Annotated in this window: 13 protein-coding genes; all 13 read right to left on the bottom strand. The window is 48.9% G+C overall.

The annotated features are described in order from the left end of the window. Positions 1-31: 31 nt before the first annotated feature. Positions 32-883: a tagatose bisphosphate family class II aldolase gene (locus tag MKZ04_RS13210; protein ID WP_020452953.1), complete on the bottom strand. Its 852-nt coding sequence runs from the start codon at positions 881-883 to the stop codon at positions 32-34. Between the two features lie 25 nt (positions 884-908). Continuing rightward, positions 909-1367, bottom strand: coding sequence for a PTS sugar transporter subunit IIA (locus tag MKZ04_RS13205; protein ID WP_023856283.1), 459 nt, complete (start codon positions 1365-1367; stop codon positions 909-911). A gap of 6 nt (positions 1368-1373) precedes the next feature. Next, positions 1374-2774, bottom strand: a complete 1401-nt coding sequence (locus tag MKZ04_RS13200) for a PTS fructose transporter subunit IIC (RefSeq protein WP_023856282.1) — start codon at positions 2772-2774, stop codon at positions 1374-1376. 13 nt (positions 2775-2787) lie between these two features. Continuing rightward, on the bottom strand, positions 2788-3702 hold the full coding sequence (gene pfkB / locus MKZ04_RS13195; protein ID WP_023856281.1) for a 1-phosphofructokinase: 915 nt from the start codon (positions 3700-3702) through the stop codon (positions 2788-2790). An 83-nt stretch (positions 3703-3785) separates the two neighbouring features. Beyond that, entirely contained in the window at positions 3786-4565 is a 780-nt protein-coding gene (locus tag MKZ04_RS13190; RefSeq protein WP_003185233.1) for a MurR/RpiR family transcriptional regulator, read from the bottom strand. Between the two features lie 109 nt (positions 4566-4674). Next, positions 4675-5001: a four-helix bundle copper-binding protein gene (locus tag MKZ04_RS13185; RefSeq protein WP_020452949.1), complete on the bottom strand. Its 327-nt coding sequence runs from the start codon at positions 4999-5001 to the stop codon at positions 4675-4677. A 103-nt stretch (positions 5002-5104) separates the two neighbouring features. After that, positions 5105-6034, bottom strand: coding sequence for a metal ABC transporter substrate-binding protein (locus MKZ04_RS13180; RefSeq protein ID WP_020452948.1), 930 nt, complete (start codon positions 6032-6034; stop codon positions 5105-5107). 28 nt (positions 6035-6062) lie between these two features. Further along, positions 6063-6920 carry a metal ABC transporter permease gene (locus tag MKZ04_RS13175; protein WP_020452947.1) on the bottom strand — a complete coding sequence of 286 codons (858 nt, stop codon included), beginning with the start codon at positions 6918-6920 and terminating at the stop codon, positions 6063-6065. Next, positions 6920-7663, bottom strand: coding sequence for a metal ABC transporter ATP-binding protein (locus tag MKZ04_RS13170; RefSeq protein ID WP_075212680.1), 744 nt, complete (start codon positions 7661-7663; stop codon positions 6920-6922). Before MKZ04_RS13170 ends, MKZ04_RS13175 begins: the two co-directional genes overlap by 1 nt. Before the next feature lie 224 nt (positions 7664-7887). After that, entirely contained in the window at positions 7888-10830 is a 2943-nt protein-coding gene (locus MKZ04_RS13165) for a glycoside hydrolase family 3 C-terminal domain-containing protein (RefSeq protein ID WP_341046109.1), read from the bottom strand. A 14-nt stretch (positions 10831-10844) separates the two neighbouring features. Continuing rightward, positions 10845-13154 (bottom strand): alpha-xylosidase, encoded by a 2310-nt coding sequence (yicI, locus tag MKZ04_RS13160; RefSeq protein WP_020452944.1) that lies wholly within the window; start codon positions 13152-13154, stop codon positions 10845-10847. Positions 13155-13177: 23 nt separating this feature from the next. Next, complete coding sequence (locus MKZ04_RS13155; RefSeq protein WP_023856275.1) at positions 13178-13999, bottom strand: carbohydrate ABC transporter permease; 822 nt, start codon at positions 13997-13999, stop codon at positions 13178-13180. Next, on the bottom strand, positions 13996-14889 hold the full coding sequence (locus MKZ04_RS13150; RefSeq protein ID WP_023856274.1) for a carbohydrate ABC transporter permease: 894 nt from the start codon (positions 14887-14889) through the stop codon (positions 13996-13998). Before MKZ04_RS13150 ends, MKZ04_RS13155 begins: the two co-directional genes overlap by 4 nt. Positions 14890-14893 lie beyond the last annotated feature (4 nt).

Genomic DNA, 14893 nt, shown 5'->3' with positions numbered 1-14893 from the left:
CCGGATGTTAAAGAACATCCGGCTTTTTGCATTAGTATCTGTTATTGCTCATACACATCAAAATCTTTTCCTGAACGATTTCTTTCATGGCTTCTTTGGCGGGGGCCATATATTTTCTTGGATCGCTTGCATCAGTGTGTTCATGCAGATAACGGCGCAGTTTATCTGAAAAAGGAATTTTTAATTCAGTCGCGATATTTACTTTTGCACAGCCGAGCTTGATGCACTTTCTTACATCTTCTTGCGGAATTCCTGAGGCGCCGTGCAGGACAAGCGGAACTGAAACCCGTTTTTGAATCGCGGCCAGCCGGTCAAAATCGATATTGGGTTCTTTTGAGTAAAGCCCGTGGGCTGTACCGATTGCCACCGCAAGCGAATCGATTCCGGTTTTCTCGACGAACTCTTTTGCTGCATCCGGATCGGTGTAATAAGCGTCGGCTTCATCCACGATTAAATCATCTTCCTGTCCGCCGAGCCTTCCGAGCTCGGCTTCTACAGTGGCATCTTTTTGCCGGGCATATTGTACGACGCTCGCTACAATTGCGGTATTTTCGGCAAATGGATGGTGCGAAGCATCAATCATCACCGATTTTGTCCCTAATGATAAAGACTCGCGAATATCATCAATCTCTTCATGATGATCGAGATGGAGGGCGACCGGGATTGAACAGCGCGCTGCGGCCGTTTCTGCAATCGCTTGAATATAGTCGCGGCCTGCATAGCTGAAGGTTCCGGGAGTAGCCGCAAGAATCACGGGGGACCTTAGGGCTTCAGCCGCTTCTGTCACGGCTTGCACGGTTTCCAGGTTGTGAATGTTAAAGGCCGGTACCGCATAGCCGTTTGTCTGTGCGTCCAACAGCATTTTCTTCGTATTTGTCAGCATATCGATTCCTTCTTTCTGATCAAAATTAGGATATATAGCTCGAAAAGGTGTTCAGAATGTCGTCAGGACTCGAGGCTTTAATCAGCTGCTGCCTCGCATCTTCGTGAACAAGCATGCGAGACACCGATGATAATAGATTGAGATGTGTGCTGCCTGCCTCGGCATCTGGTATCAATAAAGCAATGATAAATGTGACAGGGTTTTGATCAAGCGCGTTCCATTCGATGCCCATCTGGTTTTGAATGATGATGACAGATGCTTCTGTGATGTCCTTCAGTTTTGCATGGGGAATGGCAAAGCCTTCAATGAAGCCGGTCGTACTTTCAGCCTCTCTTTGTGCCAATCCGTGTATGACCGCTTGTTTTGTTTGGGCGGCTCCCGATTCATATGCGACCTGAGCCACCCGGTCAAATGCTTCCGCTTGGGAAGATAACGTTTCTTGAAGATAGATGTGCTCTTTTTTGATTAAAGCTGTTGTGCCCATGTTTGATCAGCCTTTCTGTTTTTCATATGTCCGTTTTTGATAAAAACCGTATAAGAAGGCGCCGATAAGCGATCCGATGATAATCGACAACACCCATTGAAAGGCTCCTGTGACAACGGGAAGTACAAGGAATCCGCCGTGCGGGGCAGGTACTTGAACTGCGAATGAGTATGTTAATATCGCCGATATCGAAGAGCCGATCATCAAAATCGGAATGACAGGGATCGGTTTTTTTGCGGCGAACGGGATAGCACCTTCGGTAATATGAGTGGCGCCGAGAATAAAATTGACAAGCCCTGCATTTCGGTCCTGCTGGCTGAAATATTTGCGGAAAAGCAAAGTGGCAAACGCAATGACAAGCGGCGGTGTGATGCACGCGGCGGAAACGCCTGCCATGAAATATTGGTTCCCTTCAGCGAGAAGAGCAGTGCCGGTGACATAAGCGGCTTTATTGACCGGACCGCCCATGTCAAATGCGCTCATACAGCCGATAATTAAGCCGAGAATGACGGGATTCGCTCCTTGAAAATCGGCTAAAAAGTCCTTCATCCCTTCATTGATGGCCGTCATCGGCTCCACGAGGAAAAACATGACCGCACCGATCAGAAAAATGCCGATAACCGGATAAAGAAAAATTGCTTTTAGCCCTTCAAGGGATTGAGGCATTTTTTTAAGTGCATACGAGAGACCGTAAATGATCAGTCCCGCCAAAAAACCGGATACGATGCCGCCCAGAAAACCCGCTCCCCCCGTGCTGGCGATCATGCCGCCGATAAACCCGACAATCAGGCCGGGACGTTTGGCCATTGAAGCGGCGATATAAGCGGATAAAATCGGAACCATCAGCTGGAAGCCGAATGCGCCCGTTTTATTCAGCAATTCGGCAAAAGCGTTGTAGCTTGGATGTTCAGGATCTGCTGAATGGATGCCGAATAAAAAGGAAAGTGCAATTAAAACCCCTCCGCCGACGACAAATGGGAGCATGTGGGAAACCCCGTTCATCAAATGTTTATATATTTTACGGCCGATGGAAGCGGCTTCGCCTGTTTGGAGTTCATCCTCTGTTTTTGTCGCTGTTTGTTCGCGGTAAATCGGCGCTTCGCCGTTCAGCAGCGCCCGAATTAAAGATTCCGCATCTCGGATGCCCCGCGCAACCGGGACGTCAAGGACGCGTTTGCCTGCAAAACGCTCGGCGCCTACATCTTTGTCAGCCGCGACAATGACTCCGTCGGCTTGTTTAATGTCCTCTGGCGATAGTTCGTTTTGAACTCCGATTTGTCCGTGTGTTTCGACTTTGATTTCTACACCCAGTTTGGCGGCGGCCTGTTTTAAGGCCTCTTCAGCCATAAATGTATGGGCAATGCCTGTTGGACAGCCGGTTGCCGCGATGATTTTGAACTTTTTCATAAGAAAACCCCCTTTATAAATGAGTGATTTGAATTTGTGAAGCTGTTTGATCGAGTTTGGACACATCTCCGAGGCCTTTCGAGAAAGCCGTCAAGGATCCGGCGGCAGAGGCGTGTCTGAGTGCTTCAGGAACAGAACAGCCCAGCTCCTGTTTTCCGACGAACACGGCAAGCATGGCATCGCCGGCACACGCGGTATTGACAACTTTGCCTTTGGCGGCTGTCGCTTTTAAGGTTCTTTGGCGGTCCAAATAAAGGGCGCCGTCTTTGCCGCGTGAGATGAGAACCCTTTGAGCGCCGCGATTGAGGAGCTCCTTTCCGTAGTGGATGATTTCTTCTTCAGACAGCGCTTTCTTCCGGCTGAAAAAAGCGGCAAGCTCCTGTTCATTCGGTTTAATCAGGTAAGGATGGTATGAAAGACAATCTAATAGGACGGGAGAGCTGATATCCAAGATCAACTTCAGTTTGTTTTCGGCGGCAATCTCGGAAAGCGAAAGGTACATGTCATCCGGGACTCCTCTCGGAAGACTGCCTGAAACAAATAAAAAGCGGCCGGACGGAATTTGACGGATTTTGTTGATCAGCTCCTGTTTTCGGCCTTCAGATATGAGCGGACCTTTGTTTACGATTTTGAATTCCCGGGTGGCATTAATAAAAATATTAATCCGTGAGATGCCTTCGACTTCGACAAAGTCTGTGACGATTTTTTCATTCAGCAGTTCATTTTCAATAAAACGCCCGGTAAATCCGCCTGTAAATCCAAGCGCGGTATTGTTAAGGCCGAGGCGCTTGAGCATAAAAGAAATATTGACACCTTTTCCGTTTGGCTGATAATCTTCATCTTTAGTGCGGTTGACGACATCGGGAAGCAGCTCGTCGGTTTCAACGAATAAGTCGACCGCGGTATTCATCGTGCATGTATAGATCATGCTGTATCCCCCCTTTATCTGTGGCTTCACAGACATTATGTCACAGATAAAAGGGGGGATGTTTACAGGTTGTGTAAAGGTTTTCAGCTATGAGCGGTGCGGATGACGTATGAGTCCAGCATGATGCGGGAGAGGACTTGCAGAGGGAGGCGCGAGCGGACTTCATAATCGGGAAAAAATGATTGTTCACCTTTAAACCCGACTAGTACGATCTCTGATAATTTCGCAAGACGCGAATCGATCCTTGTTGTTAATGTAATGGTGGAAATGGCTTGCAATTTGAAATTTTGCGCGGCTTCAACAAGCTCCTCTGTCTCGCCGTTCAGGGAAACAAAAAGGCCGAGGTCTTTTTTTGCCAGTGTTTTTGACTTGCCTCTGATAATATTCGGGTCGCTGTGCATCTCGCAGTTTTTGCCGAGCAGCTGAAGCTTGATCGTCATCTCGGTCCCAATCATTTCAGACAATCCCCTTGCGAAAATGTAAACTTTTTCGGCATTGCTGATTTTTTGAATGGCATCTTCGATCAACCCGATATCAAGCATTTTAATCGTATCCAGAACTTCTCTTTCATTCTTGAGCACGGCCTGTTTAATTTGGCTGTCGATATCATCCATCAGCGGAGCGTGGCCGAGGTGGTGTTTTTCTTTTAATGCGTACTTAAAAGAAGTGTAGCCGTCATAACCGAGCTTTTTCATTAACCTGACAATCGTGGCTGTTGAAACATTTGCATCCTCGCTTAATTTTACAATCGATAAAGTGGCGATGACATCTAAGTGCTGATAAATGTACTCGAGCAAATGCCGTTCTGAATCGCTGAGCGACTGATATGTGTCAGAAGTCATTTGAAACACGCTGTCTTTCATATTAAAACCCCCTTTTATAGTCATATTGTATCAGTTTAGTAAGGGGGGAGGAGAAAAAATAAACGTTTCCGACATAAAAATATCCGGCCCGAGAGCCGGATATTTCAAGTTAAGAAGCGATTTTTCTGCATGCTTCAGCACATGCAAAGCAGCTTTCAGCGCAAAGCTGGCAGTGGTCATGCTTGTGCAGGCTGCATTCATTGCCGCAAGCTTCGCAAACCTTTGCGCAAAGCTGGCAAATGTCTTCGGCATACGGGCTGTTGCGCGTCATGGCTTGAAGTGCGAATCCGCACATCTCAGCGCATTCCCGGTCAAGCCGGATGCATTCGGCCATCATCCCCGCGTCTTCTTCCATCAGACATTTGTCAAAGCAGTGATTGCAGGCTTCAAGGCATTCCCGGCAGGCTTTGATGCATTCCTCGTATACAGATTTCACGAAATACACTCCTTTTTTCTGCGTTTTCCCTTCGTTGTACCCTGCTTTAAAATCGGGAAAACATGCGAAAAAAACTGCTGTACATCCTGTACAGCAGTTTTGGTTATTCGGCGAGACCTTGATGGATCCGGTCAAGGTTTTCTTTCATCATCTTATAATAGGAATCTCCCGCTTCACCAGGCTTTCCGATCGAATCGGTGAAGACTTTTGCTTTAATCGGCACGCCTGTTTCCGCTGACAGGCTTTCCATGCTCCGCGGGTCAACGCTTGTCTCCACAAATAAGGCCGGAACTTCCTTTTTCTTCACCGTGTCGACGATTTTTTTCATCTGACCGGGAGTTCCTTCATTTTCGGTATTGATTTCCCAAATATACTGCGCGTCGACGCCGTAGGCCGAAGCGAAATATTTAAAAGCACCTTCGCTCGTCACAAGGACGCGGCGCTCTTTCGGTATATCTTTAAAGCGGTTCACCGCTTCATTATGAAGCTTTTGCAGCTTGCCGATATAGGCTTCAGCGTTTTTCTCGTAATCTTCTTTATGGTCGGGATCGTTTTTGATCAGCGCATCTCTCGCGTTTTTGGCATATTGAATCCCGTTTTCTATATCGAGCCATGCATGGGGATCTTCTTCCGTTTCTTTACCTTTGGCAGTGAGATGCTTTGGCTTGACCCCTTTGCTCAGCTTGTAGACAGGGGCGTCATCGCCGTCTTTTTCAGCTGTTTCCAGCAGCTTGTTAAACCAGCCGTTTCCTGTCTCCAAATTCAGGCCGTTGTAAAAGATGACATCGGCGTCCGTCGTTTTTTGCACGTCTTTTGGCAGCGGGTCGTATTCGTGCGGGTCTGTTCCAACAGGTACAATGCTGTATAAATCGATGTGATCTCCTCCGACTTGTTTGACGATGTCATAGAGAATGGAGTAGGTGGTGACGACCTTCAGCTTTCCGTTTTCTTCACTGCTGCTTTTCGATGAGCAGCCGGCGGCGAGAACAAGAATCAATGCCGCCGCAATGGCTAATGTTTGCTTCCATTTCATGTTTTGTGTTCCCCCTTTATATTGTGGATTATTGAAGTGCTGCCCGCTTTCTTCTTGATTTCAAAGCTCTCCAAAGCACGCCTTGTTTCGGTGAAAATGTAAAGGAAAGTCCGAACAAAATCGTAGCCACGAGCACGATCGCCGCTCCTGAGGAGAGGTTGTACGTATAGCTTAATCCAAGACCGACGACCGCTGACAAAGCGCCGAGGAAAGCGGACAAATAGATCATCACCCACAGTCGGTCCGTTAATAAATAAGCGGTTGCGGCAGGCGTGATCAGCATCGCGACGACGAGGATAATGCCGACGGTCTGAAGCGATGCGACCGTGACCATCGTTAAAAGCGTCATTAAAAAGTAGTGAATCAGCCGGTTCGGCAAGCCGTAGACGGCCGCCATCGTCGGGTCGAAAGAGGTGATGAGCAGCTCTTTGTAAAACAAAAAGACGGCGGTAAGAATCATGACTCCGATGACGAGCGTGATCCACATGTCGGATGAACGAACGGCCAGCACATTTCCGAATAAGATGTGGTACAGATCGCTTGAGCTTTTGACAAGCGTGATCAAAATGATCCCGACGGCGAAAAAGGCTGTGAAGACGATACCGATGGCCGAATCGTTTTTAATCCGGCTGTTTTGGCTGACATAGCCGATTCCGAGAGCCGTCAGGATGCCCGTAAAGACGGCGCCGAAGAAAAAATTGACGCCGAGCATATAAGAGATGGCGACGCCGGGAAGGACCGCGTGTGAAATCGCATCTCCCATCAGCGCCATTCCCCTGAGAATGATAAAGCAGCCGATGACGCCGCAAATGATGCCCACCATAATCGATGTGAACAGCGATTTTTGCAGAAACGAATATTCCATCAAACCATGGATAAATTCCATCACATCGCACCCCTTTTCGATTGCAGGAACGGAAGCTGAGATTCGTAGGCTTTCATCATCACGTCGGGATTGAGGATGTCGGAGACCGGGCCTTTTTGAATCAGCTCTTTGTTCAGCAAAATTAATTCATTGAAATAGCTGTCCGCTTTGCTCAAATCGTGATGGACGACAAGAACGGTTTTTCCTTCATCACGAAGTTCCTTTAAGATGCTGACGATCATTTCTTCACTCGTCACATCAATTCCGACGAACGGTTCGTCAAGACAGAACAGCTCTGCTTTTTGGGCGAGCGCCCGGGCGAGAAAAACGCGCTGCTGCTGCCCGCCTGACAGTTCACCGATCTGGCGCTTGGCGTATGCTTCCATCCCGACTTTTTCAAGACAGTGATATGCCCATTCTTTATCGCGTTTTTTCGGACGTCTGAAAAGGCCGAGTTCAGGATACGTGCCGAGGATGACGGTGTCGAGCACATTGATCGGGAACGTCCAATCCATATCATTCCGCTGCGGAACATAGGCGATTTGCTTGCGTACATGTTTGAGCGGTTTTCCGAGCAGACGGACGTCGCCTTTATCTTTTGGAATCAATTGGAGCATGGCTTTTAACAGTGTTGATTTTCCTGCGCCGTTCGGTCCGATAACGCCCGCCATCATTCCTTGATCAAGCGAGAAATTGATATTGCGAAGCGCTTCTGCGCCGTGATAAGAAACATATAAATCTTTTACAGTAATCGCGGGTTTCATAGGTTCATTAACCCCTTTCTATGTCTATATGAAAGTTAACCTGAATACAATATTTTTGTTGCGGTAATATTTTATTGCCTTAAGACATTTTTTTTACCTAATGCAACTTTTGATTGAATTCTAATATATCATTCCTAAGTTGTAAAGCACTAAAATTGCTGAAAAACGGTAAAAGCCATGCAGATCAAGCTGCATGGCTTTAAAAAAATTTCTTCTGTGCCGGTTTATCGTTCAAATTGAAACGTATCGATTGCGACTTTCCCTTTGAAGACAAAGTAGATGCGATGGGTGCCTGCCGATTTTCGGACGGAAGCTTTTATCGTTTTCCAGTTATGCAATCCGGATGTGTCAGGCACTTTTAACGAGCCGATTTGCTTTCCTTTTTGAGGATGATCGAGGAAGATGCCGATTTCGCCGCCGCCTCTGCTTGCAACCTTTGCTTTTATCCTTTTTTCGCCTTTGAAGCGGACATCATGGAAGGCGATCCACGCGTTTGCTGTACTGCTTTTTACCGCATCGCCGCCGTATTTGGATTCTTCGGTGATGAGCACGCCTTTGTAGTCGTCGTAGTTTTCAGCGTTTGTCTGCCGCCGCAAGTTCCGTTCTCGAATCGTTTCACCTTGGACGAAAATCCGCTTTGTCTTGCGGATGTCCGCCGCCGAGCTCCCGACCGCTATTTTGTATGCGCCTCTTTCAACGGCAAACGTTTCGCTCGTTACATCCCAGAAGGCAAGGTCTGCCTGTTTCAGCTTGAATGTCGCGGTTTTCGTTTCTTTCGGTGCCAGCTCAACGCGCTGAAAGTTTTTCAAGTCCAGATTGGGCTGTTTAACCCGCGTGTTAAACAGAGGAGAAGTATAGAGCTGAACGACCTCATCTCCTTTTCTTCCGCCTGTGTTGGTGACGTTGACGCGGATCGTGACGGAGCCGTCTTTTTTGATGCTGTCAGAGGAAACGCTTAAACCGCTGTAGTGGAACGCTGTATAGGATAACCCGTGGCCGAACGGATACAGCGGCTTGCCTTCGAAATATTTATAGGTTCTTTTCCCTTTGATGATATCGTAATTCATCATATCCGGCAGTTCTTTGACTGACGTGTGCCAAGTTTGCGTCAGCCGTCCGCCCGGATTTTCATCTCCAAAGAGAATGTCCGCCAATGCGCTTCCCGCCTCCTGGCCTCCGTGTGCGGAGTATATGATCGCAGGAATGTGCGCTTTAGCCCAGTTGAGAGCGAACGGATAGCTGCTCGTTACGACAAGCACCGTATTGGGATTGGCTTTAGAAACAGCTTTCAGCAGATTTTCCTGGGCCGGAGGTAGTGTAATGTCTTTCCGGTCTTCGGTTTCCCGGCCGTTGATGTAAGGATTGTTGCCGACAAACACGACGGCTTTGTCCGCGGTTTTTGCCAGTCGAACCGCTTCCTCCGTACTGCTCTTGATGATCGCCTTTGAAAACTTTTCCGCTGCTGTCGCCGGCTTTTCGGCAGCGGCTGTTAATGTCCCGTCTTTTCCAGCGGTGAGATATTTGCCGTTTGCCGTATTTTTGATGGCGAATGTCCCGTCAGGCTGCTGTTCAAACTGGAAAGTTTCTTTGACGGTCCAGCCGTTCGGCTGTTTCTGATCAGCGATCAGTTTGCCGTCATCCTGAAGCGAGACATAGAGACCGTTCGCTTGGGCGCGGAGGGTGAAAATGCTTTCTCCCCAATCCGCCGCATCGAATGCCGCGCTTTTCTCAAGCTTGTCAGCCGATGCTGTGAGCGGTTGTTTGCCGTCCCGGCCTGCGGTTACAAACTTTCCTGTCAGGGCGGATTTGAACCCGCTTTGTTCCAGCCCTTCGGCAAAGGAGACGCGGTCTTTGCCGATTTTGTCCGCGATTCCGTCAAGCGGGGTTTTCCGATACGGCATCGTTCCGCTGTACCAATCTTCGTAAAGCGCATTTCCGAACGGTCCGATAACTGCGATGTTTTCATTTTTTCGGGTATTGAAGGGCAGCAGATTCCGGTCGTTTTTCAGTAAAACAATGGCTTTTTCAGCCGCTTTTTTCGCAAGCTGCCGGTGCTTTGGACTGTTGATGACGCCATCTGTCAGGCGGCTGTACGGATTGAGTTCGTCCGGATCGAATTCGCCTGTTCGAAAACGGATGCTGAATGTGTTGGCCAAGGCTTGATCAAGGTCTTTCTCAGACATAAGGCCATTCTTTAAGGCGCCGGTTAAGGCGGTTTTCGTCAGCCCGGGATTTTCTCCCTGATCTGTAAAGTTGTCAATGCCGGCTTTTACGGCGTGGGCATGCGCTTTTTCGTGGCTGTCATAATACTTGTGGTCAGTGACGATTCCTGAAGGATCAAAGGCGTCGCTGACGATGAAGAAATCGTCTCCGGCCCATTTTCCTTTGACTGTGCTGTTGAGCAGCGGGCTCAAAATGGCCGGTTTATCGTTGACAGAATTGTAGGCTGGCATCAGGCTGTACGCGGCTTTTGCGGAAATTGCCGTTTTGAAGGGCTTCAAATAATACTCGTTCATGTTCCTGGGATCAATGCTTGAGGAGCTGAATCCCCGGTCTGTTTCGTTGTTATAGGCAAGAAAATGTTTTAAGGTAGGAACTGTTTTCAAATAGAAGGGATGCTCGCCCCTTAAACCGGAGGCATAGGCGGTTGCTATTTCCCCTGTTAAAAAAGGGTCTTCGGAATAGCCTTCTTCATTTCTACCCCACCTTGGATCCCGCAGCAGATCAACGACCGGCGCCCAGACATTGACTCCGTTTGCCGCGGGATCAAGGTGGTGGAAGCCGCGGACTTCATCGCCGACCGCTGAGCCGATTTGTTTGATTAAAGAGCGGTCCCATGTGTGTGCGAGCCCGACAGCCTGCGGGAAAACGGTCGCTTCCCCGAGCCAGGCAACGCCGTGAAGCGCTTCTGTGCCTGTTTTAAAAGCGGGAATGCCCAGCCGGGGAATGGCAGGCTGATATTGATGCATCAGCGACACTTTTTCCTCAAGGGTCAGTCGAGAAAGCAAGTCGCTGACCCTTTTTTGAACAGGGAGACTTGGATCTTGAAAGGGATATTCATATTCATCAGCCTGGGTTTTAGCGGCCGCGGGCGGCGGATTGACAGCGGCGGCGGAAAGGATCGTGCACATTGCCGCCAACATGATGGTGCGGACCGTTTTCAGCATCCTGATCACTCCTTTTAGAAAAAAATGAAGACATCCCGGTCCTTTTCTTTTGGCTGAATTGCTGTTCCCTCCTGAAGCGCTTCCGCTGCGCCGTTTATGACAGAAGTGACAGACAGATCGCGGATGAGCAGCTTCCATTTCTTTTGGACGCCTGTTGTTTTCACGGTAATCGTATTTTCATGCCGTGAAGCTCTGACTGTCATTGCTTCGCACTTTTCATTGTAAATCGTCTGTTCGGCTGTGCAGCCGTCTTTTAATTGGTAAAGGCAGAACGTCACACCGTCGAGATAATCATAATCAGGTCGCCCGGATTCCTGCCCGAGCGGCAGCAGCGTATTTTCCCTGACGAACAGGGGAAGCCCCATATACCCGTACTGTTCTTCTTTCCATTCTCCGCCTTCCGTCTCTTTTCCCGTCAAAAGGTGTGTCCAGGTGCCTTTTGGCAAATAATAACGGACAACACCGTCTTCCTGAAAAACGGGAGCGACGAGGAGTCTTCCGCCGAGCATGTACTGTCTGTCAAGCCAGTGGCAAGTGTTGTCCCCGGGAAATTCGAGGAGCATCGCCCGCATCATCGGAATGCCTTCAGCGTGCGCTTCATGCGCGGCGGCGTACAAATAAGGCATCAGCCTGTGCTTCAGTTTGACAAAATACCGCATCACATCGGCCGCTTCTTCGTCAAACAGCCACGGAACGCGATATGATTCGCTCCCGTGCAGGCGGCTGTGCGTCGACAAGAGGCCGAATGCGGTCCAGCGCTTATACAAATCGGCTGTTGCCGTGCTTTCAAATCCGCCGATATCGTGGCTCCAGAAGCCGAAGCCTGAAAGGGAAAGCGACAGGCCGCCGCGAAGGCTTTCAGCCATTGAATCATAGCTGGCAAAACAATCCCCGCCCCAGTGTACAGGAAATTGCTGGCCTCCGGCCGTCGCCGACCTTGCAAACACGACCGCTTCCCGTTCGCCGCGCTTTTGCTTCAACAGGTCAAATACGGTTTTGTTGTATAAAAAAGAATAATAATTGTGCATTCTGTCGGGGTCTGATCCGTCAAAGTAAACCGCGTCTCTCGGAATCCGTTCTCCGAAATCGGTCTTGAAACAGTCGACGCCCATGTCGAGCAGGCTTTCAAGTTTTGAACAATACCAGTCACGCGCTTTTCGATTGGTGAAGTCGACGATTGCCATGCCGGCCTGCCACCGGTCCCACTGCCACACATCCCCCCGGCTGTTTTTTAAAAAGTAGCCGTGTTCTTTTCCTTCCTGAAAAAGCTTCGATTTTTGGGCGATGTAAGGGTTGATCCAGACGCATATTTTCAACCCCTTATCTTTCAGGCGGCTGAGCATAGCTTCAGGCTGCTTAAAATATCGTTCATCCCATTCGAAATTGCACCATTCAAATTCTTTCATCCAGAAGCAGTCAAAATGAAACACGCTGAGCGGGATGCCGCGTTCGGTCATCCCGTCGATGAAACGTGTCACGGTTTCCTCAGAATAGTCGGTTGTAAACGATGTGGACAGCCAGAGGCCGAAAGACCAGGCCGGGGGAAGCGCCGGTTTTCCCGTTAACGACGCATAGCGTTTCAAAACATCCTTCGGTTCAGCACCGCTGATGATAAAATAGTCAAGCGTTTCCCCTTCGACCGAAAACTGCGCTTTGGATACGACTTCAGAACCGATTTCATACGAAACGAGCTCGGGATGATTGACAAAAACACCGTACCCTTTGTTTGACAAATAGAACGGCACATTTTTATACGCCTGCTCCGTGCTTGTGCCGCCGTCCTGATTCCAGATGTCTACGGTTTGGCCGTTTTTCACGAATGCCGTAAAACGCTCGCCGAGACCGTAGATCAATTCGCCGACGCCGATGTTGAGCTGTTCCCTCATAAAGGTGCGCCCGTCATTGCTCGTGATATAGGCGAGGCTATTCGATTCGCTTGCGGTCAGGCTCTGTCCATCACGTGAAAATTGGTAGCGCCAACCGCTTTTGCTCACCTCAACGCACAGGCTGCCGCTTTGGAAGGTCAGCGCATCATCTTGTTCGGAGATAACCGGCTCAACGTCTGTCATATCCAGCTGAAACTCGGGCTTGCGAGGCGTTTCCCCTTGAAAATGGGACACTTGCACACGGATCACGTCTTCAAGAGGACTCGAAAATCTGACGGTGAGCATGCGGGTGTCCAGCGTGTCCCCGCGCTTTTGAACCGCTTTGACAGGCCCGTATACAGTCAATGATTGCTGATCAATCATTCGGGCGTAGGCTTCTTTTGGCGTGTTGATGTGATATCCTTCGCGCGTCAGCCAGTAGCCGTCTGAAAATTTCATGATCGAAAACACCCTTTCTATTTTTACTTGATGGATCCGCTGATCAGACCTTTAACAAGCTGCTTTTGAAGCAGTATAAAAATGATGATGACAGGCAAAACCGATAAAACGGCAAATGCCATCAGATCATTCCACTGGATTCCGTATTGGCTGATCACATTGTAAATGCCGGCCGTCAGCGGCCACAGCTCCTGATTTCGGTTGAATGTCATGCTGTAAATCAAATCTCCCCATGCGAAAAAGAAGGAAACCGCTCCGCTGACGGCAATCCCGGGTACGCTGATAGGCAAAATAATGCGGATGAATGCGGTAAAACGGCTGCAGCCGTCGATTTTGGCCGCATCCTCAAGGTCCTTGGGAATCCCGAGAAAAAAAGTTCTGAGCATTAATACCGAAAAAGGAACGCCGAGCGTTGCTCCCGTCAAAATCGGTCCGATATACGTGTTTAATATGTTCAGCTGATTAAAGGCGATAAACAGCGGAGTCAAAACAACGGTGGCAGGCAGCATTTGCGTGATGAGAAACAGTAAAATGAACATTTTTTTGCCCTTGATCCGAAAGCGCGCCAAGCCGTAGGCGGAAGGAACGGCCAATATGAGAACGATGGCGGCAGCCGCCCCGGAAATCAGCAGGCTGTTCAAAAAGTATCCGGCGATGCCTGAAGTGAACACAGCTTCGAAGCCGGCCGTCCGGAATGTCTCGGGCCACAATAAAGGCGGTGTTTTAAACAATTCTGCCTCGCTTTTGAAAGCTGTGGCGATCATCCAGTAAACGGGGAATAAAAAGCCGGCCGTAACGAGGACGCCAATAATGTTAAAGAGCCATTCCTTTTGCTTCGTTTTCATGACATCACCTCATCTTTTTTGATCAGCCGCAAATAGACAAGACTGACCAAAAGAAGAATGAAAAACAGGACATTGGCGCTTGCTGCGCCCATGCTGAATTGAAATTCGTCAAAGGAGTAGCGGTAGCTGACGGTTGACAGGACTTCAGTGGCGTGCACGGGGCCGCCTCCAGTCATCACAAACACAAGGTCGAACACTTTGAACGTATAAATGAAGCCGAGCATCATGACGACGGTGATCACCGGCCGCAATAAGGGTAGGGTCAGATGAATGAATTTCTGAAAAGCATTGGCGCCGTCAAGGCTTGCGCTTTCATAGACGTCTTCCGGAAGGGAGCTGAGACCGGCGGATATGAGCAGCATATTAAAGGGAATGCCGACCCAGATGTTGGCGATAATAACGGACCAGATGGCAATCTTCGGATCTGACAGCCAGGGGATTGGATTGTCGATCATTCCCCATGATAGGAGCAGCTGATTGAACACGCCTTCATTTGAAGCCATCATAAACTTGAATAAAAGCGCCGTAACCGTCAGCGGAATGAGCCAGCTCACCATCATCAATCCCCTGAGAAACGGGGCAAGCCGAAATTTCATGCTGAAAAACAAAGCGAGCAAAAAGCCGATTGCAAACTGAAAAACGACGCTTCCAGCCGTGTAGAGCAGCGTGTTTTTTAAAGATGCCCAAAATACTTTATCCTGCGCAAGCCGCTGATAATTGTCGATTCCTATAAAGCTGATATCCTTTGATGCTATATTTGCAAGCGACACGTTTTGAAAGCTGAGAATTATGTTGTAGATGAGAGGATAACCGATAAGGGCAAGCATAAAAAGAACGGCCGGGAACAAATAGAAGCACCCTTCCCATTTACGAATGATGGCTTTGATCATGTCA

The organism is Bacillus sp. FSL W7-1354, from assembly GCF_038002405.1.
GTDB classification, from domain to species: domain Bacteria; phylum Bacillota; class Bacilli; order Bacillales; family Bacillaceae; genus Bacillus; species Bacillus paralicheniformis.
The sequence above is the reverse complement of the archived record's forward strand: the minus strand, read 5'-3'. Positions and strand labels throughout refer to the sequence as shown.